Genomic DNA, 24,570 nt, shown 5'->3' on the forward strand with positions numbered 1-24,570 from the left:
GACGGTTGGCGGCAGATTCATATAAATACATCTATTCATATATATGACTACACCACCATATATTCAGCGCTAGATATCTGTCAAACGACTTGTTGGTGATAAAGTAGCGGCGCCTGCCGGAATGGACTGCCCCAAAAATGAACGCCTCGACACTCGGATACGACGAGCGCTTGCCGCTTTATCAGCGCCTGCGAGAAGAAATGCTCGCCAAGATCGCCTCTGGCGAATGGACGCCAGGGGCGCCCATTCCCACCGAAGCGGAGTTGACCAAACACTACGGTGTCGCGATCGGCACGGTGCGCAAGGCTGTGGAAACGCTGGTCAATGAAGGCCTGCTCCTGCGCAGCCAGGGCCGCGGCACCTTCGTGCGCCGACCTAATTTCGACGCCTCGCTGGCGCGCTTCTTTCGGCAGGTGAATGCCAGCGGCGGACGCGAAATACCCACCAGTCGCATCCTTGCCAAAACGCTGCAAAAACCATCGCTAGCCGTGGCCAATGCGCTAAAGCTGCAAGACGGCGAGCACGTCGTGAGCATGGAACGCCTTCGGATGGTCGAAGGCCGCACACTGTTTCACGAGGACATCTGGCTACCCGCCACACGTTTTGGCGCATTGCTGAGCATGGATTCCGAAAGTTTCGGCGAGCTGCTCTACCCTTTGTATGAAACCCAGTGCGGCCAATGCATCGCCTCGGCGAGCGAGACGCTGACGGTGGGGGAAGCCGACCCGGCCATGGCCACAATCCTCTCGATCAAGGAAGGCTCCCCGGTCGTCACCATCGAACGCACCGCATTGGGGTATGACCGCAGCCCACTCGAATACCGAATTTCCCGGGCGGCGGCGGAAGGCTTCAGGTACCAGATCGATATTTCTTGAGGCGTTGGGTGAGGCGCAGCATGCGAATCGCCCGGTAGCGCCCCCTCCCACCCCCGATGGAACTACGTTTATGCCAACCTCGCAAACCCGCCCTTCCCCCGCACCACTGCTCAAACCCGACGAAACGGTGGTGCTGTTCGACGGCGTGTGCAAGTTGTGCAATGGCTGGGCGCGGTTCTTGATTCGGCATGATCATCAACGCCGTGTGCGCCTGGCGGCCGTGCAGTCGCCCGAGGGGCAGGCGCTGCTCGCGTGGGCAGGTTTGCCGGTGGACCAGTTCGACAGCATGGCGGTGATTCGTGACCGACATTACTGGGAGCGATCCGATGCGTTTTTCGAAGTCATTGGCCAATTGCCCGCCCGTTGGCAACCGCTAAAACTGCTGCACGTCTTCCCACGCGGGCTGCGGGACTGGGCTTACGACCGCATTGCATTGAATCGTTATCGGTTGTTTGGCAAATACGATACATGCCTTGTGCCGAACCCGGATCACGAAGCACGTTTTGTGAAAATGACGACGCCGCCTGCGGCTAAACCAGAAAACTGATCAGTTGAACCGGTGTCAGCTTCGTCACCATCATCAGCACAATCACGAACATCCCGGCAAAACCGGCAACGCCCATCCAGAACCACTTTCTGTAAACGGCTCGGTAGTTTTCATCGAGCCCCTTCCCGGCCTCCCCCGCGCTCGACGCCATCGCGCAAAGCCTTTTCTGCAAGAGCAAAACCGGCAACCAAAGCGCCCCGACGCAAAAGAAGATGATCAACGAAGTCGCCACCCACTCCGTGGTCATGGGCAGGCCCGAGAGTTTCATCAGAAAAAAGCCTGTGATGATTTGCACCAAACCGGCCGGCGTGGTGATCCAGGTGTCGAAGCGCACCACCATGCGGGCGACGTGTGCGATCACCAACGGGTTGGCCGTACGGCTGGCGGCGATCAAATACAGGTAGGAACCCATGCCGAACCCGAACAGGAAAATCGCCGCGATGACGTGCAGGTACTTCAGGCCCAGATAGAGCATGCTCAGTGCGGCCCTTTGGAGAAGTTCACGGCCAGGCTCAGATTACCCGGATCGTTGATGGCCGCCATGTATTCGTCGACGCTGATTTCGCCGACGCAAGGCCGGGCACCAGGTCGCGGTACATAGCCTTGGGCCATTTTCACGGCCAGTGCCACCGCTGCGCAGCTGGGGATTTGCGGGCCTTTGTCATTCAGGGCAGTCAGTTGCGCGGTCATCGCCAGCGGCAAGCCATCAACATCGAGCCCGTGAACGTCGATGTACATCGCGCTTTTGCCGTCGCCGAAACGTTCGAATCGCACGCCCAGACGGTGCAAGCGCGCAGCCCAGCGAACGTGGTCGTGAACCAGCCCGATCTTCAGCGCCTGCGCCAGCAGACCGTTGGCGATACCGCCGAGCTTCAACCCCGCGCCGGCCTTGAAACTCAGGGTGTGCGCGCCATAGCGGCTGGCGAAAATATCCATGTCCGGCACATCGACATTGGCCAGTAAGCGAGTGCCCAGTGGCGGCATTTTACGCAGGGTCAGATCCTGCCAGCCCGGCACCTCATGCACCTTGCCGTTCTTGAGTTGCTTGATGGGTTTGCCGGCGTAGGCCAGCACACCTTCGATCGTCGACAGCCCCGGCATCTTCGCCGACGACGAGATGCCATGTTCAATCGTGTCGATGCGTGAGAAGTGATGGCGCTGCTGATCAATGATCGCCGACGACAACGTCGGCACCGAACTGCAGCCGCTAAGAACAGCCACGCCCGCCGCTTTCGCCCGCGCATCAAGGACGCCCACGCCATTGACGAAAGTCCGACAGTCCGCAAGGTCGCAGTAACTAACCCCAGCCGCAATACAGCTCTCGGCGACCGCATAGGGTTGCCCTTGAAACGGGCCTCCTGTGTGGACGACCAACTGGATGTTCATCGAGCGCAACGCCGCACTGAACGCGCTGCCCATGGCATCGCCGCACCAGCCTTCGCAGACATTACCCGACTGGCGGTTCAACTCATCGACCTTGCGCTGCAACTTGTGCTGATCACGCCCCGAAAGCACCAGCTCGACGCCCTGCATCAGCGCCAGATGCTTGCAAACGATGCTACCGAAGTTGCCGTAGCCCCCCACCACCATCACCCTGAACGGCATTCAATTCTTCCCTAACTGACAGGCTGTATTGAGCCACTGACGGAGGCTCATCTAACGGCGGGAAGAATATAGCGCCGAGCGTCAGCAGGCCAATCAACAAATCCAGGGCGCTGGCCCGTCAGCAAGCAGATCTCTGCGGTGAGGTCGCAAATTAAATGAACCCCCCACGCCACACGCCCCCTAACAAAGACCATCAGGAGGTAGCCAATGCAAAATGAAATCGTATGGATCGTACTGGCGGCAGTTCTTCTGCTCATCGAGCTTTGGGCCATCAACCGGGTACGCAAAAGCGAGGGGAAGTCGAATAACAAGGGGGTATGGATTGTGCTGATCGTATTTGTGCCGCTGTTCGGGCTGATTGCCTGGGCGATCGCAGGCCCCAAACATATCAGCCAGGACACCGCGTCACATCCCGGTCGCTAAAAAGCACTGTGCCGGCTTCGCGTTTAAAAACTTCGCGGTCTTCAGGCCGATACCGTCAAATTCCGCCAGGCGTTTCTCGGGCGCCTGGCAATCGGTACTGTGCGGGTCAGTAGCGTTAACGCTCAGCTGCGAAAATGCGCTCCACTTGACCACCCGTTTGTATTCGCTCTGACCAGCAATTGCACCGGGTTCGACCAACACGCGTTGAAACCATGGTCGGCAGAGAACAGTCAGAAGCGGCCTCCACGATCAGGAGATCGGAAACGTCGGCTAAACCTGGCTCTGAAGTCCATCTATGACGTGATGTAGCCTTTAGCATCATCCTTGCAGACGATTATTGAGGCTTTTCTGAATCGACTGGAATGGCCGTCGGGATTTGCCATGAAGGTTTTCTGCCGTCCTGACTGTCGAAAATACGTCGCGCCTTGCGGAAGTCCTCAACGTTCTCGACGACCCACGTCCAGATGGGGGACATACGGATCAGCAGTCCCATCCCCAGTGGCGTCAGCTCGTACTCGACGCGTGGGGGAATTTCACCGAACTCCCGCCGAACCAGTAGGCCATCGCGCTCCATGGAGCGTAGCGTCTTCGTCAACATCCGCTGAGTTACACCAGTCATCTGCCTTTTTATCTCGGCATGGCGCATCGTGCCGTATACCCCCAGGGCATGAAGAATACCCAACGACCAGCGGCTGCCTGCATGAGCAAGCACTTCTCGCCTCACCCCATCATCGTCTTCTCTGAGCGTTCGGCAGATTGCTTCTGCCTGGCTGAGAGCTTCCTGATCGGTCATTTCTTTGTCTGGTATCACAGGTGTGCCTTCTTACGAGCGCTGCCGAATCGTGCAAGCATTTGCCGATCTTACAGGCAACAGGTTTCTGGAGAAATCATGACCGAAATGACTCGTCTTCCCCCCCAATCCATTCTCGTTCTAGGCGCCGGAGAGCTCGGGCTTCCGGTTTTGCGCAATCTTGCGCGAGTAGCAAAGCGCGCGCCCGGTTCCACAATTAGCGTCCTGCTTAGGGGCTCGACCATCAACACTCAGGCGCCCGAGAAAAAGGGCGAAATCGATGAACTTCGGGGACTCGGCATCCAGATGGTGGCCGCAGACTTGGTGAACGATTCGATCGATCAGCTGGCTGAAGTGTTCGCACGCTTCGATACCGTCATAGGGTGCGCAGGCATGGTTGCGGGCCGGGAAACCCCGATGAAGCTGGCTACAGCAGCGCTCAAGTCCGGTGTAAAACGCTACTTCCCATGGCAATTTGGTGTCGACTTCGAGGTAATCGGTAGGGGCAGTCCTCAGGATCTGTTCGATGCTCAGCTTGATGTACGCGAATTGCTTCGCGCCCAGGACAAAACTGAATGGGTAATCATCTCGACAGGCATGTTCACCAGCTTCCTTTTTGAGCCTGTATTCGAAGTGGTTGACTTCGAAAACGATACCGTGAACGCGCTAGGCAGTCTTGAGAACAGCGTGACGCTCACGACGCCATACGACATTGGTGCGCTGACAGCGGCAATCGTTTTCTTCGAACCTCACTTGCGCAACCAGATCGTGTATCTATCGGGAGACACGGTGACGTACGCAGAGGTTGCGAGCCTCCTTGAACGTGTACTGGGGCGCCCGTTCAAACGTAACGTGTGGACTGTTCCGTACCTGATCCGGGAATTGGAGAAAGATCCGACTCACCACATCAAGAAGTACCGCGCTGTGTTTGCCCAAGGCAGAGGTGTGGCTTGGCCGAAAGCGGGCACTTTCAACGAGCAGCAGTCGATTGAGGTAACGACTGCCGAGCATTGGGTTCGGAAAAACCTCGCAAACATCTGAACGCAAAAGCAGCGCAACCTTCTGCCTCACAATCTGGCGCAACAAGCGCCCAAGGTTGTGAGTGGCTGCTCAGGTCGAATGCAAATGGCTAGGCAAGTCCGTGCAATTACCCACTCAGCTCACCAGCAAGGCTTCATGGACATTGATGACGGGGACAGCTATCTGTACACGCTGGCTATCGAGCCAGCCTCTGGTTCTAACCACATCAAAAATCTGCCCCTGTTCAATCAACGCCAACAAGAGCTCGTCGGCCACTCGATATCGCCCGCATTCGGGGCAATCTCTTTCTTCCCATGGGCCGTGACAGTGAATCCGCTCGGCGGCGCCTGCACACACAAGACAGCTCATCGCACTTACCTTTTATAGTTTTAATCGGCCAGACCGAGTTGATGCGGTGGATGGCCGGTCGACCGGCATAAACCCGTAAAGTTCTTCGCGTTGACGTTTTCAATACAAACACGTCGCATTTGTCGTGCCATGAGACCTGTATGAGAGCGTTGAGGGTGAGCTGCAAAAGAGATGTGGCCGCGAGTAACATGGTCGCTTATTGCTAAGAAGCCATTGCTGAGTACACGGAGTCATCCACATGGAAGTCATCAATCAATTACAACCCATCGAATGTGCCGACATGCTGGACATTCGACGCGAGATCGACAGTCTGGACCACGCCGTAATCAAGCTGTTGGGCAAGCGTTTCCAGTACGTGCTGGCAGCCTCGAAATTCAAGACTTCAGCAACATCCGTGCGTGCGCCGGATCGCTTCAAAGCCATGCTCGCAACGCGCCGAGAGTGGGCGCAGACCGAAGGTCTGAATCCGGACGCCATCGAGAAAATGTACAGCGATCTGGTGAATCACTTCATTGCCGAAGAGATGGCGCATTGGTCGGTGCATCAATCCACCTCCTCAGTTGAGAATTGAGGCGTGGGCACAGCGTTTGAAGACCGACCAGTGATATTTGTCTAACGATTTTGATCAGGAGCCTCACCCATCATGGATGAAACCATCACCTATCGAACCGCAACTGCCGACGATGCGTTGACCCTGTGCGAGTTGGGCCAATTGCTTAACGCCGTGCACCACGCTGGGCGCCCCGACATATATGCGGCGGCCACCGACGATTTTTCCCGCGACCTGCCGCACTGGTCAGGGGTTTTCGAGAAACCGGATCATGCAGCCTTCATCGCCCATGTGGGTGATCAGGCCGCGGCGTTCATTACGGCCAATCTGTCGGCCAGCTCCGGGCCGCTGATGCAGCGACAGAATGTAGTCCGTATCGGCTCGGTGTGCGTAGCCGAGCCGTTTTCGGGCAAAGGGATTGGTCGTGCGCTGATACAACTCGTCAAGGACTGGGCCGTTGAGCATGACGCTCAGGATTTGCGCCTGACGGTTTGGCCGTTCAATGAGCGCGCTGCGCGTATGTACGCCGAGTTCGGATTCGAGCAACGCGCCGTCGAGATGGGGATGCGGCTGGTATGAGCAGGCAAGCCCGACTCATAATGATCGTCCTCGGCTTGCTGGTCGGCAAAAGCGTTGAGCATACTTGATGGCACCGCTGACATTGGGATGATCCAAACCGCCACCCTACCCGACTGCGTCGGCGACTAGCTAAACCGATCGGCCCGGCGGGTATCCGCTGGGCCGATGTCATATGTGTCATGGAACGCAAACACCTGAATCGTAGGCAGACGACTGTCTTGCAGAACTAACAACCCGAGTAAAAAACATGAATCGTCAGAAAAAACTGAAGCAGTTGTTCAAGGAAAAGGCCAAAAAGGCCAGCGCCAAATTAGCCCCGAAAAAGCCGAAATACATCAGTAAGGCTGACCGGGCGAAGCTGGAGACTGAAGCGGGTTCTGACTCGTTGATTTCCTCTGAGGGTTGACCCAGGCTCCAGGTCCAAAGCACCTAGGGACACGAATCAGATTGACCCATTGAAACAAGCGATCAGCTTTACGCATCAGGTGTGCTCGACTGAGTACCCTGCGCAAGCTCAATAGCTGCCTTGATGGCGGCCCGGGCTTGAGGGCTGTTCTTCCAGCAAGTCGATCCCGTTGCTGCCGATGCCTGAGCGACGATGTCACAAACATTGGCTTTGCTGAGCGCCGCCAGCGAGTCAATGCCCATCTGCTCAAGGCGAGCAATAACGGCCGGCCCCACGCCCCTCAGGGCCAGCAAGGCATTATGTTCCGTCAGTGGAAATGGCATCCGTAAACTCCTTTTATCGGCCAATGAGGCAAGCGGAGTTTGCCCGACGAGAGATGGCACCTCAATAGATGGGCGCCATCATCACGGCGTTTAGCGACCCATCGATACCCTGTGTTCAGCCAGCTTTACCCGTCAACCACGCTCCCCAGAACAGACTGCTGAAAAACCGCGTAGCCTCGCCAAACCCGGTCTCATGCAGCAGTGCCTGAACCGCCGCCTCGGAATGCGGCGGGTCTGCCCCCTGAAGAATCTTGCCAAGCTTGGCCCTCACCTCCTCCGCGCTGGCGCCCTGCTGCCGCCAACGCTGCCCCCATGCCGCCAGTAATAGAGGTTGGCTGGCGTAGGCGTAATAGTTGCCCGCCACGATCAGTGGCGCGCCCGGTTTCAAGCGAGCTTCAATTGATCGCAGGATTGCTCTCTTTGGCTCATCGCCCTTCAGATGATGAAGCACGCCAATCAACGTCGCCGCGTCGAACAACTGATAGGCCGGCAAGTCATCGACATGCCCGAGATGCACTTGCGTTCTGTGCAGCAAATCGTTGGCCTGCAAATGCTGCATCGCGGCTTCGAGCATTGGTTCGGAAGGATCAACCGCCATGAAACGCCAGTGCGGCTCCAGCGCAGCCATCGCAATGATTTCCTGCGCCGTACCGCCAGCGCCTACGACCAATACGTTTGCCGCGTGTGAATGACCAAGACTCGCTGCCAACATGCATGCCGCCAAATCGTGGCAGGCGTCGTAGCCGGCCAGCGCGATTCGACTTTGCTTGGCGTATTCGTTGGCGCGAGAAGTGTCGAATTTTTCGGCAGGGGTGGGAGCTGATGGGTTCAACGGACGATTCTCCTTGTCTTTGGGGCAAGGTACGCCTTGAACTCGACTAAGAAAAATTCGTTAATTTTATGTGCTGCATTCCTGTCGGGAATGCAGATTGGGTGCAGCTACCGGAGAACCTGCGCGTAAACGGACAGCTCACGTTCAATACGTCGGTCCACATCGTAGAGGCAGCATTGGCGGGACTTGGCATTGCCTACCTGCCCGAGGAGGAATTTGAGCCCGATCTTCAGGAAGGCCGACTCATGCGCATCCTGGAAGACTGGTGCCCCCCTTTCGCGGGCTACTATTTGTATTACCCCAGCCGACGCCAGCCCTCCCCGGCATTTGCGCTGGTTTCCAATGCACTGCGCGAGACGTTTAACGGTTGAAAATTGCACAATCGCGTGAAAAATTCGCAGCCGTTCAATATCGAGCGCTTCACTCATGGCTTACAAATCCTGCATGCAGGCTGGTAGCCGGTGGCACTGGCGTCAAATGGGGTGCCGCCGACCTGTGGGTTTACAGCTTGCCACTGCTGGCGGTTCTCTCATTGGCAGGAAGCGTACAGCCGGATGGCTTGCAAACACCATCCTAGAGCCTTCGTACCTTCGCGCCAGTTTAGAATGCCGTTTCGATAGAGCGTCGGCTGTCTGCTTTAGGGTGTACTATCAGAATCTATTCATCAGATATCAGTTATCCATGTCCACGCTTAGCGAAGAGAGCCGTCAGATCGTAGCTTCTCTGACGCACCGCGTTGGTCCCAACGCTGACATTGCACAGATCGCCCATACGATCACATTGACCTTGCGGGATATGGACGCTGCCCTCACGCCCATCATCGGCCAGCAAGGGGTAATTGCGCTTTATCGCCGCAGCCTCCATCTGAGTATCTCCACCCATTCACGTCTGGCCGGCACCTACGACAGTGTGCAGACCATGGACCTGACAGCCCTCAAGGCCGTACTTGTCGAGCAAACGCAAGCCGATGCACTGTTTTTTGGTGAAGTGTTGCTGACGACCTTTTACGCGCTGCTGACCACGTTGATCGGGCCTTCGCTCACCGCACGATTGCTTCGTGGCGTGTGGGAACCTTCTTTGAGCGACATCCCTTCGCAGGAAAATTCTCCATGAGCACCAAAGTGACTATCAACCGCCTGGCCACCGGTGTGCCAGGACTGGACGAGGTGCTGGGCGGAGGTTTGCCGGAGTTTTCGTTCAACCTGATCGCCGGCCCGCCGGGATGCGGCAAGACCACGCTGGCGCACCAGATGATGTTTGCCTTGGCGACCCCCGAACGCCCGGCGCTGTTCTTTACGGTGCTCGGCGAACCGCCGCTGAAAATGCTGCGTTATCAGCAGCAATTCGATTTTTTTGACAACGAAGCGATTAACCACTCGATTCGTTACGTCAACCTGGCCGATGACACCCTGGCCGGCAATCTGGATGAAGTGCTGCGGCGCATCGTCAGCGAGGTGCAAACCCACTCCCCGGCGCTGGTGTTCGTCGACTCGTTTCGCTCCGTGGTGCTGGCCAGCCAGACTCAGGACAACCCGAACAACAACTTGCCGCAGTTCGTTCAGCAATTGGGCATGTTGATGACCACCTGGCAGGCGACGACCTTCCTGATCGGCGAATACTTCACCGAAACCGACACCAACCCGATTTTTACCGTAGCCGATGGGCTGATCTGGCTGCGCCAAAGCGTTCAGCGCAACTCCATGGTGCGCAAGATGGAAATCATGAAGATGCGCGGCCAACCGACATTGCCCGGGTTGCACACGTTTCGCATCGCAACGTCGGGGATCAAGGTCTTCGCACCTGCGGCACTCAACCCGGTTGAGGCGCCACTGGAGTTTCCGATCAAGCGCCTGAAAATGGGCGTTCCGGCGCTCGACGAGATGTTAGGTGGCGGCCTGCCCCGTGGCTACTCGTTGCTGGTCGCCGGGCCATCGGGCTCGGGCAAAAGCATTCTGGCCGGGACTTTCCTCGCTGAAGGCGCGCGTAATGGCGAAACCGGCGTGATCGCAGTGTTCGAACAACGGCCCAACCACTCCCAGAACGCCACTCTTGTGGACCTGATCCGCAATGGAAAAGTCGGCCTGGTGGACAGCCGCGCCCCGGACCTGTCCATCGACGAAATCGTGCACTTGTTGTTGAGTGAGATCAGTCGACTGAAGGCGTCCCGCGTGGTCATCGACTCGCTGTCGGGTTTCGAACTGGCACTCGCACCGACCTTCCGCGAGGACTTTCGCGAGTCGCTCTCGCGCATGGTCACTGCGCTGACCAGCGTCGGGGTCAGCGTGTTGCTGACTTCAGAACTGGAAGACCGCTACACCGACCTGCGTTTCAGCCCTTACGGCACGGCATTTCTCACCGACGCGATCATCGTCCAGCGCTACATTGAAGTTGAGAGTCGCTTGCTGCGCATCATGGCCGTGGTCAAGGTCAGGGCCAGTGCACACTCCGATGAACTGCGCCAGTATCAGATCGACGATAACGGCTTGCACATCGGCGCCAAGCTGCCAGATCAGGAAGGCCTGCTTGGAGGCCGGCCAACCCGTCAGCGTCTTGGCAAAGACTAGGGATGAGCGAACTATCATGTACGAGGCCAACGGCAAGAACGAACAAGCGTTGGGCACGGCGGCTCGCGAACTGTTCCTGCTCGGCCAGAAAACCGTCGAAGCACGAGCAGTGCTGGCGGCGCTGAACAAAGAATTGAGCGAAGCCAATACCCAGCGTGCCGATAGTCGGCAAATCGAGCAACTGATCGAGGCCAATCAACAATTGGTTCTGGCCATTCTTACGGCACAGTCGGATGCGGAAAAACCCCAGCACACCGCCGAAGAACAACAGCGCTATCTGGAAATGCGCGAAGCCAACGAACAGTTGGTGCTCGCCGTCCTCAGCGCGCAACACCTGCAAGCCTCGGCCGAACAAAGCTTGGCCCAGCAACGCAACACCCTCACGCTGGTGGCGCATGAACTGCGTAATCCGCTCACCCCCATCAGTATGATCGCCGGTCGATTGGTGAGGGTGCCGAGTGAGGAGTTGCCGCGGATGCAGGCGCTGATCGAAGGTCAGGTGCAGCATATGTCTCGATTGGTAGAAGACTTGCTCGACGTCTCACGCGCTAGTACCGGGAAGTTTCGTCTTGATCGCTGCAGTGTCGATATGATTCAGACCATCCATGAGGCCATTGAAATCTGTCGCCCGGTCATGCTCGCTAACGAGTTGCATTTCAGCGCGCAGTTACCTGAATACGCGTTGATGGTCGATGGCGATCCGGCGCGGCTTTCTCAGATTCTCGGCAACCTGCTAGGCAATGCTGCCAAGTACACACCAGCCGGTGGCAACGTCACACTCTCGGTCACGGCCGAAGATAATCTAATGCGACTTTGTATCTGCGATACAGGGATCGGCATTTGCGCCAAGTCACTGCCTTTTATCTTCGAACCCTTTGTTCAGGACGTTCACGCCATCGGGTTCAACGGGGCCGGTCTCGGTATCGGCTTGACGGTGGTACGGGAGTTAGTCGAAGTTCACGGTGGCACCGTAACGGCCTTTAGCAAAGGGGATGGAAAGGGGAGCAAGTTTGTAGTGACGCTACCGCTAGTGAACTGTCCAGCAGAACCCACCCTGAAAGCCCCCGTTTAACACTAACGGCGCTGATGCTAAAAAAGACTCTCCCCGTACGCCATCAAGGCTACAAAACCTAGCGCCGTAACCTCCGACTACGCCAGGAACCGCCGATTTGTGCACCTGGACAGCGGGTTCTATCGTTCGTCGCTCACTCAAAACAGTGTTCGAGTTTGTTAGCTAAGCCTCTGCAACCTCTACCCTGTTGCGTCCAGCTGACTTGCCTTCATAGAGCGCGCAATCGGCCCGTGCAATGGCGTCGCTGAGCGCCTCCTCAGCGCGGTATTGAGTGATGCCGATGGACAGAGTAATGCTGACCTTTTGGCCATTACTGTAAATCTCCAATGCCTGGACCGCCTTGCGTATGCGCTCCGCGCTATCAGTTGCATGGCTAAAATCCGTGTCCGGCAATATGAAAAGAAACTCTTCGCCTCCCCAGCGGCCGATAAAATCTTGCTCTCGCATTGAACATTTGAACAATTGGCTCACTGCTTCGAGTACACGATCACCGGTATCGTGACCGTATAGATCATTGACCTGCTTGAAGTGATCTATATCCATCAACATCAAGGTGAGATTGCTAGGTCGTCTATGATGCCGTGCCAAAATTTTCTCGGTTAGCGCAATCATGTGACGACGGTTGAACAGGCCGGTTAATGAGTCCGTCGTTGCCATACGCCCAAGACTCTTGTGCGCACGGGTGACCGTGACCACATAGAACAGCGCAAGATAACTGAACATGCAGAACACGACTGTCAGGTTGAAAATATGCACACCCAACAGGGCATTGGAGGAGATCGGTTGCAGAGGGCTTACGAACCACATCAGTACATCCAGGCTTACGTAGTAAACCCACAACCAACCGGCGTATATCCAGGCGCTACGGGCCCGCATGCTAACGAACAGGGCCGGAATAAACATCAGCAAGAAATAGTGAAAACCACTTCCCCAGCCAACTAGAACCGTCCCCAGCCCGGCGTGCACGAGCACTTCAATGCGTATGAGCAGAACGGCCAAGCGATTTCGTCGCTGCTTGAACGCGCGATAAGCGTAGACATACATGGCCACGCTGACCACGTTTATCCAGGCCAAAATGGGAGAGCCAAGAATCAGAAAAATGAAAAAAAAGGCAACATCTACGCTGCCTGCCAACTGGCAGCAACGCATGGAAAGCTGCCAAAATTCTGGCCGAGCGTCGTGCCTGGGTGGGTTTTGCGAGTGTGTCCCTTGCATCGAACCGGCTACCTCAATGTCCGGGTATAAATCCGGTTTTCAGGTTGACTGCCTCAGAACAGCAAATGAGGCGTAAAAAGGCTTCGTGGGGCGTTGGACTGAAGGTACGAGGCTATGCATCAGCTGTCTAGTGGCTACTGGCCGCTTTATTAAAGAGGATGGTCATTCGGAGTTTCTTGAGCCTGAATCGCTCTTGGTTACGTACACAGGTGTAAACATCGGTTTTTGTTTGATATCAGTCGTTCGTGTCCGGTAGCCCATCGGGACAAAAATGCCTCGAGCCTCTATCAACAGCAAGACCGATTTTAAACGCCGACCACCCACTGATTACGCCCCAGCGCCTTGGCGTCATACAGCGCCTTATCTGCCACTTCGATCAAACCCTGCAAGTGATCCAGTTCCGGGCCATTAGCCATGGCGATCCCGATGCTCACACTCACGCGTCCAAACGGGCTGGCGCTGTGCGGGATGTTCTCCTGCGTCAAGCGGTCGAGAATGAGTTGCGCGACCACCGCAGCGCCCTCTACATCGGTGGTCGGCATAATGACGCCCACCTCCTCCCCACCATAACGTGCAGCGAGATCCGAGGGTCGTCTTACGCACTCCTCGATAATTTTGCCGACGCACTGCAGGCACACATCGCCGGCGACATGGCCGAACGAATCGTTGAACAGTTTGAAGTAGTCGATATCAATCATCAGCAATGCCAACGTCGTGCGCTCACGCCGAGCGCGCCGTGCTTCCATGGCAAGGCTTTGATCAAAGCAGCGCCGATTTGCCAACCCGGTCAGGGCGTCCTTCATTGCGAGCAACTCAAGTTGCCGATTCGATGAGAGCAACTGCTGTTGAGTCTCGCGCAACTGGTCTTCGGCCTTGGTTCGCCGGCGGATATCCACGATCAAAAACCAACCGATCAGACCGGTAAGTCCCAGCAGCCCCGTCACCACCACCCCTGACAGCAACGCCTCCGTTCGCCAGGCGGCGAGGGCTTCGTGTTTACCGAGCGCAATAGTCGTGATCAGGGGCAGCCGGTCACTTTTGCGGAAGGCGTAGAGTCGCTCCACACCGTCCAGACTGGAAGTAAACGAGGCAGTGCCGACTGAACGATCGACGAGATACTTGGCATAGATGGGCGACTTGGAAAAGTTGCGCCCCATGTCCTGCTCGCGAAAGGGATAACGAACCAGCAACGTACCATCGGTATAGGACAAGCCGATGGCACCGTCCTGCCCCACATCGATCGTTCCAAACAACCGAAGGAAGTTTTCAATGCCCAAGGTGACCGCCACCACGCCGGCAAACGCTCCATGCGCATCATTGAAGCGCCGGCTGACGGTGATCACCCACTCTTGATTAGAGCGGCTCTGGATGGGCGGGCCGATGAAGGTTTCTGGGGATGGATCGTCGCGGTGATGAATGAAATAGGCCCGATCACGGCTGTTCGCCCCGAAGGGAATCGGCCCATTGGAGGACATCAACCAGCGGCCCTGATTATCGTAGACCGTGATGCCACTGAGCTGTGGCATCAGGGGCTCCTGCCGGCTGATCAAGGCACTGAGCCGTTCGATCTGTGCCGGGCCGCTGCCTTCCGTTTCCAGGCGCTCGACGAGCCCGAGCAAGAGCAACGAGCTTTGCCGGACAATGCCTTCGGAATAGGTGGCGAGCGCCTGGGTGAGGTTCAACCCATGTACGTCCACTTCTGCCAGTGCACGCTCTCGAGAAGCTAATACTTTCCAGACCGTCAGCGACGCCAGAGAACAGCCAATCACCAACAGTAAAAGCACCACCAGGTGGGTATCACGCTTCACGTCACTACCTTATGGAAAGTCCATTTTTTGCGTTCCAGCCACTATAGGCCATGGCGATGCCTGCCGCCGTTTGTCCTCGCGCTGGCAAGGATACAAGCAGCGTTAGCTCGCTGCAGCAACAGATTATGCGGGCGGTAAAAGTAAATCGCGGTATCGCGAACTGCTGGATCCTTAATGGATGAGCTTACGTTCAAGACGTTGCCTCTACGACCGCCGATGCCCAGGCCCTGCGCACGGGCGTCGATGTAGAGCATGCGTAATCGGGCGGTGGTTGGGTCTTCGCGAACGATGAACACAGACCGGGATGATTTGGCCCGAGTCTGTGATATCGATCGGTTTCGCCTATCGCTAGCAGGCTAGCGCCCACAGGGGTTTGGCTCTGTTCTGCCCGGTTTATGGCGGTTGACGGCCCTGCCCTCACTGCCTATCCTCGCGCCTGTCACGACTCATTCGTGACCGGGTTTGACGGCTCGGTGTTTCCCTAGGTCCTTGCGCAGCGTAATGGCAGCTGTGCGTGGGGCGCTTTCGAGTGCGCCGGGTTCCTAGGACCGGTCCGTCAACCCGCGTACAGTTGCCACCCAAATCGTTTGACGGCGACAAAGTGGCAGCTCCATTTTCTAGGAGATGCACATGACCGATCCCACTACAAAATCCACCCCCTTCTCCCGCTGTGACCACGTCGATCACCACCTCTTCGCCGTCCAATCCGACATCCCACTGCTCGACGCTCTCGAGCACGCTACGGTTTACCTCAACTGCGCCGAAGCGCTCGCCCATCAAGCCCCCACCGCCACACGCCCGGAACACAGCGCCTCGCTGCACTGGGCAAGCAAGCAGATGCTCGAATCAGCGCGGGCGTTGGTGCAGGCTTCGGTCGATGGTTTGCAGGCCGCTCGGGCTGAGGGCCAAGCATGAAACGGCAGAGTCAGTCGCGATTCTGATGCGGGCTGTCGACTGAGACGAGGCTGCGATCTTTTGACTTTGCAGATCAATAGATCGCAGCCTTCGTCAGCGACAGAGGCGATGTCGTCTAGGGGTGCGGGGGCGCTCCCTCGTCGAAGAACGGCGCAACCGCCACACGACTGCCGACAAAAAAGCTGTCCGCCACCAACCGCAACGGCTGCAGATCCAGATCACTGACCTTGTCGCCAATCAACTGCTGAAAATGCCGATACACCGCTGCGTACTCACCCTCCTCCGACACCGCTTGGCGCACGCCGTCAATGCTCAACAGCGCGCCACCGTTATCCAGGCGCAGCACACCTTCGGCGCAGCGAACTTCGATGCTCCAGAGCTCATCATGACCATGGTCGAAATCGAACTCGGCGCGCACATCGAGGTGGCACGCATCAGACATTTTGATGGACGCGGCAATCGGCGACTGGCAGTTGCTCGGCACGCGCAGTTCGGCGGATTCGACAAACAACGGCAGAGCCAGCAGGTGAGTCACGATCGACAAGGCATTGATGCCCGGATCGAAGACGCCCAGGCCGCCCGGCTGCCAGATCCAGGTCTGACCGGGGTGCCACTTGCGCACGTCTTCCTTCCAGTCGATCTGCACGCTTTGCAGGGTGCGCGTCGCGAGCCAGTCGCGGGCCGCGGCAATGCCGGGCGCGTAGCGCGAATGCCAGGCGAACAACGCGCTGACGCCTTGCTGCTCGGCCAGAGTCACCAACGCCAACGCTTCACCCAACGTGGCGCAGGGCGGTTTCTCTACCAGCACATGTTTGCCGGCAGTCAATGCTTGTTGCACTAGAGCAAAACGCCCTTGCGGCGGCGTACAGAACGCAATCGCATCAACCGGCGGGCCGTTTTCAAGCAACTCGCTCAAGGACTGAAAATTCTCTACACCGGGGCAAGGCTTGCCTTGTGTGGCGACTGCCACCAACTGGAATCCAGGATGGGCGTTGATCGCTGGAACGTGTTGATCCTGCGCAATTTTGCCGTAGCCCACCAGGCCGAGACGGATCGGTTGCATCAATGACTCCTGCTTTTATCTTGTTTTAGTCAGCGAACCGGCAGATTACCCGTAAACACCGCAAGCGTCTGTCCGCCAAACGTCACAAAGGCTCAATGAATCAGGCAAGCATTGCACAGCGATGCACTACCGCGACGGCATGATCGGCACCTGTAACTTTCCGACGCCGGATGCGCCGATCTAGGCGCCTGATCCATTGCCAGTGCGGCCTAACGCAGAGCGGTCACGGCGTGACCCTTGTCGCCGGAATTTGACACGTAACGCATTGCTCGCCAGAGTCGCACCCCTTTTGCGGCCATAGACGCCGCAGGTTTGTGCTGAACAGGGGTTACCGTTGAACGAACAGACATTGTCCGCGCGCCTGGAGCGCGTGGCCGCGCATGTGCCAACCGGCGCAAGGCTGGCCGATATTGGCTCGGATCACGGCTATCTCCCGGTGGCGCTGATGCGCCGAGGCATCATTGAAAAAGCGGTCGCTGGCGAAGTGGCGTTGACGCCTTTTCAATCGGCCGAACGTACCGTGCGTGAAAACGACCTGCACCCTCGCATCACCGTGCGCCTGGCCGATGGACTGGCGGCGATCGAACTGGAAGACGCGATCACCGCCATCACTGTCTGCGGCATGGGTGGCGAAACCATCCGCGACATTCTCGAGAGCGGCAAGTCACGCTTAAGCGGCGCGGAACGCCTGATCCTGCAACCCAACGGCGGCGAGCAGCCACTGCGCCAGTGGCTGATGAACAATGGCTACCGCATCCTGAGCGAGGAAGTGCTGCAGGAGAACCGCTTCGACTACGAAATCATCGTTGCCGAACGCGCCGAGACAGTGGCGTACACCGATCAGGAGCTGTACTTCGGCCCTCTACAGATGCAGGCACGCAGCCCAGCGTTCCTGATCAAGTGGCAACGCAAGCTGCGTCAGAAGCAAAAGACGCTGACTCACTTCGCACGTGCGCAGCAGGCTTTGCCCGAAGCGAAGGTGCAAGAGGTTACGCAGCAGGCTCAATGGATTGCCGAGCTGTTAGCGTGATGCGCGTAGCCAGTTTCAGGGACACTCTGCACGGTCGATGACATGGAAAACGCTCGCGATCTGCGAGCGTCCTTCGAGTCCCTAGCATCATTTCAGCCGGGATTACAGACCGACACGCTTCAATCCTTGGCGCATGCCTTGATCCGCCTGCTCGCACCACTGCTTCAGAGTCAGATTCGGCGGCAGGCTGCTTTCCAGGTTCTTGTATTCCCCGTTAGCCAACACTTCGCCCTTACGACCATGGGCCTCGTTCTTGTCTCCGTCGCTCTTGTCCATCGCCCCCGGAATACCGGCAACAAACGCGACCATTTTATTAGCGTTTACCGTGCTGTCAGCTTTCAGGAAGCCTTTATCGACGCAATTGTTAATCAGGCCAGACATATTGCGCCCATTGTCGTACATCCCCTTCAAAGTGGCGGCATCCGGCCCTTCTGCGTGGGCGACATTGAAGAGGCCCATAGTGTGTAAAAACGCGCTGATGCACCGTCGGCGCGTAGCGCCGACGGCTGTTAGCTGAGTAATTGCTCGCAACAAGTCCTGCGGATCATCACTAGGGCCTCGGAGCCCCCAGCCCAGCTTCTACCTTGCTGGGTGGCCAAAATACAGACCTCTTCAGGCCGACAGCGCCTTCATTAAACCGCTGGTACCGAGAGTTTTCATGACCCGCTTCAGCTTGGCGCTGGTGAAATTGCGGTCGCGGTTGTTGACGGCCTTGAATTTACTGCCGTCGATGGCAACCAGATTTTCTCCAAATAATCCCAGCTGCTGGCACAGCACCACGAACTGGCGGCAGACGCCTCGGATGGCCTTGCTGTTGTCTTTTCGGAAGTTGGCGATGGTCTTGAAATCGGGCATCAAACACCCGGTCAGCCACATCAGTTCGACGTTGCGTTGGGCTTCTCGTTCCAGGCGCCGGCTCGACTGAATGAGGTTCAGATAGCTGTAGATGTAGATCTTCAGGAGGACAGCGGGATGGTAAGCCGGCCGGCCAGTATCTGCCGCTATGGCTCCTTCAAAACCCAATTTGACCAGGTCAAGTTCGTCGACAAAGACTTCGAGGCTCTCTGGAAGGAAGGTACCTTGGCCTCGATGTTCACCTTGGATAAAGCGCTTCATAAGCGATCCTTGCGATGAAACCCTCAGAAATCATAGCAAGGGTTCGTGAAAGCGTTTTTACACACTCTGGGCCGAAAGCCGCCCCTCAAGCCAAACTCAGAGAGTCGATCAATGATGCAGGAGAGGCGCATTGCCAACTCGAAATGAGACAGTTAGTCGCATACCGAGGCAATGGGACCAAAGATGAAATCAGATGATCAACTGATCACTGCGCCTTTCGGGCCGCTTGCAATCAGCGCAGCACCACAAGCGGTTTTCATACCGTCTAGAGCGATGGGCGTGCCATCAACGGTGTAGGTGCTGCTGCCTTCAGCAATAGGGAAAACCCCCTTGCAAAGTGGGCAGCTCACCTTGTGACCGACCCCGGCAATCGGCTTGCCGTTGAGGTCGGTCCGGGAGAACGCTTCAAGGACCTTGCCACCGTGAGTGGTGGAGTCGCCCAAGCGAATGGCGTCTTTCATGTTGTCACTCCTTTGACTTGTCAGATGGCTCAAACCACCAGCACGGTCGACGAGCTGGCGACTCGTATTCAGCAGTCCCTCGTCAGACCCTGCGCACTAGCTCGAGCTCGTCCCAATCCGGCTCAAGATTACGCTCTGTCAGGAAGTCGGAGACGTCCAGAAATGTTTCGCCGAGAGGCTCCGCCTCAACTGTTTTCCACAGTGAATCGCACTCGGTACAGACGAGGACTTCTTCGCCTGTTTTTTTTACTTTAACGATGGCCAGATCGCCGTACTCGCCACAAGTTGGACATTGCATATCAGTTCCTATTTCACTGGAAAAGCAGTGATGACTTTGTTGGTGTTGTGCTTTGTAACGATCCTGACTTTCGTCTCGCCCTGAGTTCCGACTACCCGTCCCATGTTCGCGTGGTATACATCGTTTTTACCAGACGGCGTCGCAGCTCCCCGCTTACCCCACGCCTCGTCGACAATCGCCAGCGATTCGCCGGTCTTACACTTGAATACCGAGTGTTTAGGTTTGGTTGTATCGACCTTCTCATGGGCCAATACGTGTTTTTTACGATGTCCGTCTACAGAGCCTGATTCATAGACCAACCCTCCCGGACTGGTCCATGGACCTTTCTTCTTCGCCAGCCCCAGCGGATCGACCCATTCAATCGGGTTGGGGGCGTATTGGTAAAGATTCAGTCCACCATTAAAACCGATCGGATCCTTGCTGAGGAAACGGCCAACCGCGGGGTCATAGTATCGGTATCGGTTGTAGTGCAGGCCCGTCTCATGATCGTGGTATTGCCCTTGGAAACGAAACGGATTGGTCAACCCATGCTGCTGCGCCGAAACCGAACGCTGCTCCTGTATCTCGCCCCAAGCCTTGTACTGGCCACTCCAGGCGATTTCGCCATTCTGGTCGGTGAGTTCCAATGGCGTACCCAGATGGTCGCACTGATACCAGGCGAGTCCATCGATCGGCAGCACATTGGGGCTGTAAACCCAAAGCGGGTCGTCGTCGACGTTGTATTCGCCTCGGTTTTCAGGCAGTCCACTGAGAACAATCGCGGCATTGCGATGAGCCTGGACCACCGGGACATGACTACCGGGCTCATAAACATAATGCACCGTGCGCCCAAGGTTGCCGTCAATCTGACCGGGACTGCTTTCCCAGGCAAGATTGTCACCGTCCCATCCGTACAGGGTAAAACCACATCCAATCTCACGCTGTATGCGAGCGTGTTCGTTAAGGTTCCACTGAGAACCCGCTTCCGGGCGTGCCTGATGATGCGCCTGCGAATGCTTTTGAATGCGGCGCCCCAAGGCGTCGTATGCAAATTCCACCGACAGGCGCGCATCTTCGAAATGCACCAAGCGGTCGAACAGATCCCAACGCATCCGACAGCGACTACCATTTTTCCAGCGCTGGATCTGATTACCACGCCCGTCGTACTCGTAGTGAGTACCCGCGTACTCGCGCAACAAATTGTCGAGCCGTCGGCTTCGCAAGGGAGCCTGATCCAGCGGACGACGTACCTCTTCATTTTTTTCATCAAGAAGATTGCTGGCGGGATCGAAGGAAAATGTTTCGATCCCGTATCGGGTTGTCGCACTGAGCAATCGTCCTACGGGATCATAGGCATACTCGCGCTCTCCACGACGGGTGTCACTGGTTTGGGTCAACTGGCCCACCGCGTCGTATTGGTAATCACGCTTGAACAGCGTTGATTTATCGCCACTACGTGACAGCAACTGCTCCTGCAGGCCCCCCATTGCGTCCCATTTCTGAGCATGCAGCAAATGATTACCCTGATGCCGAGCGACTTCGCGATGCAGGTCGTCCCGCTCGTAGCCGATCAGATCATGCTCGTCGAGACGCAGTCCTGCCAGATGACCACTGCCGTAGGTCAACCAGCTGACACGATGACCATCGGGGCGAATCGTGGCAACACGCTGATTAAGTGCGTCGTACTCATGCCTCCAGACGGCAACCAGCGGTTTTTCCAGACGCAGGTAATACTGGTGCTCTTGAAGCACGTTGCCCGCCGGATCATGAAACCACTGCAACCGGCTATCGGCGTTGCCGGCCATGATCAGGCTGCCATTTGCGTCATAGGCAAAGGTTTCGCTCTGTGACTGACCGCCCGATGTGGCGCAGCGTTCTATCAGGCGCCCCATTGGGTCGAAGCTCACAGCAATGACACGATCATCGTTCAGAACACTGGACAATCGCCCTGTTTCAGAATCGTACTGATAGCGAGTGCCGTGTCCATCAAAGCCGGTCTCCTCCAGCAAGCGCCCGAACGGGTCATAGTGGAAATGTGCACATCGCTCGTTCTCGTTTTCCAGTACAACCAACCGACCGAGTTTGTCCCACCGGTAACGCAGTGTCTGTTCAGCGGCATCGACTCGCTCGGCGATCAGACCCGCAGCCGTATAGCTCCAGGTTGTGCAGCGATCCAGGCCATCGGTATGCGCCAGTAGACGCCCCTCGGCGTCGCGCTCAAAACGCTCCTGAGTTTTGTCCGGGTTCTTGATCGATACCAGTTGGCCCAAGCTGTACTGGTACTCAGTGCAGTGTCCGGCGGCATCGGTAAAACAACTCACCTGTCCAAGCGAGTTGTATTCCCAGGTACTGGTCTTGCCCGAGCAGTCAACATGTTCCAATAACTGACCAGCATCGTTGTAATCCAGGGTTTGTTCGTTGCCGTTGGCATCCTTGATTGCCGTGGGCAAACCCGCCGCGTTATAGGCGTACTCGGTTTTATTACCGAGCGGGTCGATGGCTTCCACCAGATTGCCGTGATCATCGTAAGCGCGTTGCCACTGACCACCCTCTGCATCACTGATTTTGATCAGTTGATCCTGATCGTCGTAGGCAAAGTGCACCACGCTGTTGTCAGCACGAATATGCTCAAGAACGTTGCTGCGCTCGTCATAACTGTAACGATCAGTTGTTCCATCAGCATGAACATGGCGTATCAGGTTTTTCGCCTCATCGCGGAAAAACCACTCGGAACGTTCATCCGGATGTCGAATACGGTACGTGTATCCGAGGATGTCGTAGTAATGCCACGTCTCATTGCCGTAAGCATCCGTGACATAGGTCAGGCGAATGTTCTCATCCCACTCCAGCCGGGTATCGAAGCTGCCATCGTCGGCCCATTCACGTACAGCCCTGGCATCCGCACCCTGGCCCTGCCACTCAATGTTCATGCCGCGGTCAGTACGGTCGGTGTAACGGGTGATCAAGTGCGACTGGTATTGATATCTCCAGGCTGCACCATTTTCGTCTTGAGCCTGGACCAGATCGCCAGAAACATCATATTGGTAAGCGCAGAGCTGACGCTGGGGTTCGCCTTCACGAATTTCCCAGAGCCCCATCAATCGACCCTGTTCATCAATCAGAGTCCCTAGATGGGTTTTAACGTCAGCAATATCGTCCTGGTAGGTGATGAGGTCGGACAAGACCGATCGCTCACCATGGCGATGCTCATAATGCAGCATGATCCCCGCACCGTTACGCAACACCACTTGAGTCAGTACAAAGCACTGGCCTCGGCGCAAGTAGGTCTCATGGCGCTCGAACCCGCGAGATAGAAGCAACCGATCATCACTGACTCGCGTCAACGTCATGTTTTCAATGGCGTTGTAGTGCAGCCCCGCAATCTTCGGTAATGGAAAGACGTGGGTGCGACCGTCAGCGTCATGGAACATCAAACCATCATCACGGCAGTCAAAACGGGTTGTCAGCGCCGTGATCCACCGAGCGCCCAACTCACTGTGATCGTAGGCATCGAGCCGCGAGCAATAGGTACGTGTCCACTCAATCGCAAATGCACCAGGCAGGCTGAAGTCAGTATGACTGACCGACTCCGAGCCAAGCGCGAAGCTGATGCTGCGCTCAGTGCTGGCAATAACTCCGTTCTTGCATTCCTCACAGTGATTGGTCGCGGGAGCTTGCTGACTTGTGACTTCCAGCCGCCCCTCAGCCGCCAGATGTTGAGCCTTGGACGTTGCATCAGGCTTGACACTGGCACCCTGACCGTGACCTTTACGCTTGCGCCACGTCACTACAGAACCTGCGAGCATCTGCAGCAGCCAGCCGATGGAGTGCTGCACGCCCGGATCGCCGAGCTTCTTCATTTGGACTTTCAGATCCACACCCAAGGTGCGAAGCATGGACGTGTTGCTCAGCACCAAAGCCTTGGCACTCTCCGGCAGCAGGTTTTTCGCCGCGCTGTTGGCAACACCTTTGCCGGCTGCTTTGTACGCGCTGAAAGCGGCGCCAAAGATATTGCTGATGGCTGCCTTCGGATCGTGCAGTAATTGCCCACCGGCGGCACTCATCTTGACGCTCGCCGCATGCATATCGCCTTTCGCGTCGAGCTTGCCGTTGACCACGGTCTCCAGCCCTTTGGCGATCTCGTTTACCGCTTTTTGGCCGAGCTCGCCGGCGTCGTCCAGAATGCTGGCAAGCTTGGGCTTTGCCTGTTCGACAAAGTCATCGATCGTACCGACGATGGTGGCATTCAAGTGTCCGATCAGGACTTCAATCAGCGAATCACCCAGCAACATTTTCGCACTGTTGCGCAGTTCTTGACGCACCAGGGACAACGTCGGACGCAAGGTCATCCGCGCGGAGGCCATCGTCGGTGGAGCCGGCAATACGCCGATCAGATTGATGCCAAGACTCACCCAGTCCAATATCTGACGTTGCTTGCTTTTGGCTAGGGTGACAACGTCCCCGAGCGCATCAACCAATGCCATGATATTGCCGACTACCGGGAGCGCCCCAGCGACGTTCTTGACCCGTTCGAGCGTGACTACACCTCCACTTATCGATTGCAGCCAGGCGTCGAACCTGGCGGCACCGAGCCCGACATCCTTGATGTCGATGGCATTCAGGGGAACGATGGCAACCTGAGGTTCACGTTTTACGATTTCAGTGGTCATGACAGCATCTCACCCGCCAACAGGCCTGGGGTTTTCAAGGAAGGTTTTGGAAGCGTTGGC

At 56.8% G+C, this 24,570-nt stretch carries 26 protein-coding genes and 3 pseudogenes; 14 read left to right on the forward strand and 15 right to left on the reverse strand.

Annotation, left to right across the window (positions count from 1 at the left end):
- Positions 1 to 137 precede the first annotated feature (137 nt).
- Together ACIOU6_RS14200 and ACIOU6_RS14205 are read left to right on the forward strand one after the other, a co-directional pair.
- Positions 138 to 875: a GntR family transcriptional regulator gene (locus ACIOU6_RS14200; RefSeq protein ID WP_221732586.1), complete on the forward strand. Its 738-nt coding sequence runs from the start codon at positions 138 to 140 to the stop codon at positions 873 to 875.
- A gap of 70 nt (positions 876 to 945) precedes the next feature.
- A complete protein-coding gene (locus ACIOU6_RS14205; protein ID WP_401137187.1) occupies positions 946 to 1,422 on the forward strand; it encodes a thiol-disulfide oxidoreductase DCC family protein in 477 nt (158 codons plus the stop codon).
- Here the strand turns inward: ACIOU6_RS14205 and ACIOU6_RS14210 are convergent.
- Together ACIOU6_RS14210 and ACIOU6_RS14215 are read right to left on the reverse strand one after the other, a co-directional pair.
- On the reverse strand, positions 1,406 to 1,897 hold the full coding sequence (locus ACIOU6_RS14210; protein ID WP_221732588.1) for a DUF2269 domain-containing protein: 492 nt from the start codon (positions 1,895 to 1,897) through the stop codon (positions 1,406 to 1,408). The two genes, ACIOU6_RS14205 and ACIOU6_RS14210, sit on opposite strands and share 17 nt — an antisense overlap.
- Before the next feature lie 2 nt (positions 1,898 to 1,899).
- Complete coding sequence (locus tag ACIOU6_RS14215; RefSeq protein WP_401137190.1) at positions 1,900 to 3,027, reverse strand: saccharopine dehydrogenase family protein; 1,128 nt, start codon at positions 3,025 to 3,027, stop codon at positions 1,900 to 1,902.
- A gap of 207 nt (positions 3,028 to 3,234) precedes the next feature.
- Here ACIOU6_RS14215 and ACIOU6_RS14220 point away from each other — a divergent pair, with 207 nt between their 5' ends.
- Positions 3,235 to 3,450 (forward strand): PLD nuclease N-terminal domain-containing protein, encoded by a 216-nt coding sequence (locus ACIOU6_RS14220; protein ID WP_221732590.1) that lies wholly within the window; start codon positions 3,235 to 3,237, stop codon positions 3,448 to 3,450.
- Here the strand turns inward: ACIOU6_RS14220 and ACIOU6_RS14225 are convergent.
- Both ACIOU6_RS14225 and ACIOU6_RS14230 read right to left on the reverse strand, forming a co-directional pair.
- Entirely contained in the window at positions 3,433 to 3,651 is a 219-nt protein-coding gene (locus ACIOU6_RS14225; RefSeq protein WP_221732591.1) for a hypothetical protein, read from the reverse strand. The genes ACIOU6_RS14220 and ACIOU6_RS14225 overlap by 18 nt on opposite strands.
- Before the next feature lie 133 nt (positions 3,652 to 3,784).
- Positions 3,785 to 4,243, reverse strand: a complete 459-nt coding sequence (locus ACIOU6_RS14230) for a winged helix-turn-helix transcriptional regulator (protein ID WP_401137195.1) — start codon at positions 4,241 to 4,243, stop codon at positions 3,785 to 3,787.
- 96 nt (positions 4,244 to 4,339) lie between these two features.
- On the opposite strand from ACIOU6_RS14230, the gene ACIOU6_RS14235 reads away from it, so the two are divergent.
- The 5 genes from ACIOU6_RS14235 to ACIOU6_RS14255 all read left to right on the forward strand — a co-directional run bounded on the left by ACIOU6_RS14235 (position 4,340) and on the right by ACIOU6_RS14255 (position 7,164).
- On the forward strand, positions 4,340 to 5,281 hold the full coding sequence (locus ACIOU6_RS14235) for an aromatic alcohol reductase (protein WP_401137198.1): 942 nt from the start codon (positions 4,340 to 4,342) through the stop codon (positions 5,279 to 5,281).
- Between the two features lie 135 nt (positions 5,282 to 5,416).
- Positions 5,417 to 5,647: a hypothetical protein gene (locus tag ACIOU6_RS14240; RefSeq protein WP_401137201.1), complete on the forward strand. Its 231-nt coding sequence runs from the start codon at positions 5,417 to 5,419 to the stop codon at positions 5,645 to 5,647.
- A gap of 220 nt (positions 5,648 to 5,867) precedes the next feature.
- Positions 5,868 to 6,200, forward strand: coding sequence for an isochorismate lyase (locus tag ACIOU6_RS14245; RefSeq protein WP_221732595.1), 333 nt, complete (start codon positions 5,868 to 5,870; stop codon positions 6,198 to 6,200).
- A gap of 72 nt (positions 6,201 to 6,272) precedes the next feature.
- Positions 6,273 to 6,758 (forward strand): GNAT family N-acetyltransferase, encoded by a 486-nt coding sequence (locus ACIOU6_RS14250; RefSeq protein WP_401137204.1) that lies wholly within the window; start codon positions 6,273 to 6,275, stop codon positions 6,756 to 6,758.
- Between the two features lie 247 nt (positions 6,759 to 7,005).
- On the forward strand, positions 7,006 to 7,164 hold the full coding sequence (locus tag ACIOU6_RS14255) for a DUF2986 domain-containing protein (protein ID WP_221732597.1): 159 nt from the start codon (positions 7,006 to 7,008) through the stop codon (positions 7,162 to 7,164).
- A gap of 68 nt (positions 7,165 to 7,232) precedes the next feature.
- Here the strand turns inward: ACIOU6_RS14255 and ACIOU6_RS14260 are convergent, their stop codons facing one another.
- Complete coding sequence (locus ACIOU6_RS14260) at positions 7,233 to 7,487, reverse strand: helix-hairpin-helix domain-containing protein (protein ID WP_401137207.1); 255 nt, start codon at positions 7,485 to 7,487, stop codon at positions 7,233 to 7,235.
- A 115-nt stretch (positions 7,488 to 7,602) separates the two neighbouring features.
- The gene (locus ACIOU6_RS14265; protein WP_401137210.1) at positions 7,603 to 8,319 is read right to left on the reverse strand and encodes a class I SAM-dependent methyltransferase; all 717 of its coding nucleotides are present in this window, start codon (positions 8,317 to 8,319) and stop codon (positions 7,603 to 7,605) included.
- 116 nt (positions 8,320 to 8,435) lie between these two features.
- On the opposite strand from ACIOU6_RS14265, the pseudogene ACIOU6_RS14270 reads away from it, so the two are divergent.
- The 4 genes and pseudogenes from ACIOU6_RS14270 to ACIOU6_RS14285 form a co-directional block, all read left to right on the forward strand.
- Positions 8,436 to 8,690 (forward strand): annotated as a pseudogene (locus ACIOU6_RS14270) (LysR substrate-binding domain-containing protein); the annotation flags it as partial.
- Positions 8,691 to 9,000: 310 nt separating this feature from the next.
- Positions 9,001 to 9,432: a hypothetical protein gene (locus ACIOU6_RS14275; RefSeq protein WP_401137212.1), complete on the forward strand. Its 432-nt coding sequence runs from the start codon at positions 9,001 to 9,003 to the stop codon at positions 9,430 to 9,432.
- Entirely contained in the window at positions 9,429 to 10,883 is a 1,455-nt protein-coding gene (locus tag ACIOU6_RS14280) for an RAD55 family ATPase (RefSeq protein ID WP_401137215.1), read from the forward strand. Before ACIOU6_RS14275 ends, ACIOU6_RS14280 begins: the two co-directional genes overlap by 4 nt.
- Positions 10,843 to 11,955 carry a sensor histidine kinase gene (locus ACIOU6_RS14285; protein WP_401137218.1) on the forward strand — a complete coding sequence of 371 codons (1,113 nt, stop codon included), beginning with the start codon at positions 10,843 to 10,845 and terminating at the stop codon, positions 11,953 to 11,955. Before ACIOU6_RS14280 ends, ACIOU6_RS14285 begins: the two co-directional genes overlap by 41 nt.
- Positions 11,956 to 12,117: 162 nt before the next feature.
- On the opposite strand, the gene ACIOU6_RS14290 is transcribed toward ACIOU6_RS14285, so the two are convergent.
- The 3 genes and pseudogenes from ACIOU6_RS14290 to ACIOU6_RS14300 all read right to left on the reverse strand — a co-directional run.
- On the reverse strand, positions 12,118 to 13,104 hold the full coding sequence (locus ACIOU6_RS14290; RefSeq protein ID WP_401137221.1) for a GGDEF domain-containing protein: 987 nt from the start codon (positions 13,102 to 13,104) through the stop codon (positions 12,118 to 12,120).
- Between the two features lie 371 nt (positions 13,105 to 13,475).
- Positions 13,476 to 14,978, reverse strand: a complete 1,503-nt coding sequence (locus ACIOU6_RS14295) for a diguanylate cyclase (RefSeq protein WP_401137224.1) — start codon at positions 14,976 to 14,978, stop codon at positions 13,476 to 13,478.
- A gap of 206 nt (positions 14,979 to 15,184) precedes the next feature.
- Positions 15,185 to 15,280, reverse strand: a pseudogene (locus ACIOU6_RS14300) (MarR family transcriptional regulator); the annotation flags it as partial.
- 328 nt (positions 15,281 to 15,608) lie between these two features.
- Between ACIOU6_RS14300 and ACIOU6_RS14305 the strand changes: the two are divergent.
- The gene (locus tag ACIOU6_RS14305; RefSeq protein WP_221732604.1) at positions 15,609 to 15,893 is read left to right on the forward strand and encodes a DUF3077 domain-containing protein; all 285 of its coding nucleotides are present in this window, start codon (positions 15,609 to 15,611) and stop codon (positions 15,891 to 15,893) included.
- 115 nt (positions 15,894 to 16,008) lie between these two features.
- Here the strand turns inward: ACIOU6_RS14305 and ACIOU6_RS14310 are convergent, their stop codons facing one another.
- Entirely contained in the window at positions 16,009 to 16,956 is a 948-nt protein-coding gene (locus tag ACIOU6_RS14310; protein ID WP_401137227.1) for a Gfo/Idh/MocA family protein, read from the reverse strand.
- A 334-nt stretch (positions 16,957 to 17,290) separates the two neighbouring features.
- On the opposite strand from ACIOU6_RS14310, the gene ACIOU6_RS14315 reads away from it, so the two are divergent.
- A complete protein-coding gene (locus ACIOU6_RS14315; protein WP_401137230.1) occupies positions 17,291 to 17,986 on the forward strand; it encodes a tRNA (adenine(22)-N(1))-methyltransferase in 696 nt (231 codons plus the stop codon).
- A gap of 102 nt (positions 17,987 to 18,088) precedes the next feature.
- Here ACIOU6_RS14315 and ACIOU6_RS14320 read toward each other — a convergent pair whose 3' ends face one another.
- The 5 genes and pseudogenes from ACIOU6_RS14320 to ACIOU6_RS14340 form a co-directional block, all read right to left on the reverse strand.
- Positions 18,089 to 18,367, reverse strand: a complete 279-nt coding sequence (locus ACIOU6_RS14320) for a hypothetical protein (protein WP_401137233.1) — start codon at positions 18,365 to 18,367, stop codon at positions 18,089 to 18,091.
- A 258-nt stretch (positions 18,368 to 18,625) separates the two neighbouring features.
- Positions 18,626 to 19,102, reverse strand: a pseudogene (locus ACIOU6_RS14325) (transposase); the annotation flags it as partial.
- Positions 19,103 to 19,299: 197 nt separating this feature from the next.
- Positions 19,300 to 19,563, reverse strand: a complete 264-nt coding sequence (locus ACIOU6_RS14330) for a PAAR domain-containing protein (protein WP_102900435.1) — start codon at positions 19,561 to 19,563, stop codon at positions 19,300 to 19,302.
- Between the two features lie 82 nt (positions 19,564 to 19,645).
- On the reverse strand, positions 19,646 to 19,861 hold the full coding sequence (locus ACIOU6_RS14335; protein WP_150776455.1) for a hypothetical protein: 216 nt from the start codon (positions 19,859 to 19,861) through the stop codon (positions 19,646 to 19,648).
- Between the two features lie 8 nt (positions 19,862 to 19,869).
- Positions 19,870 to 24,510 carry an RHS repeat-associated core domain-containing protein gene (locus tag ACIOU6_RS14340; protein ID WP_401137237.1) on the reverse strand — a complete coding sequence of 1,547 codons (4,641 nt, stop codon included), beginning with the start codon at positions 24,508 to 24,510 and terminating at the stop codon, positions 19,870 to 19,872.
- Between the last annotated feature and the right edge of the window lie 60 nt (positions 24,511 to 24,570).

This window comes from Pseudomonas sp. NPDC087615, from assembly GCF_044743445.1.
Lineage (GTDB): Bacteria > Pseudomonadota > Gammaproteobacteria > Pseudomonadales > Pseudomonadaceae > Aquipseudomonas > Aquipseudomonas baetica_A.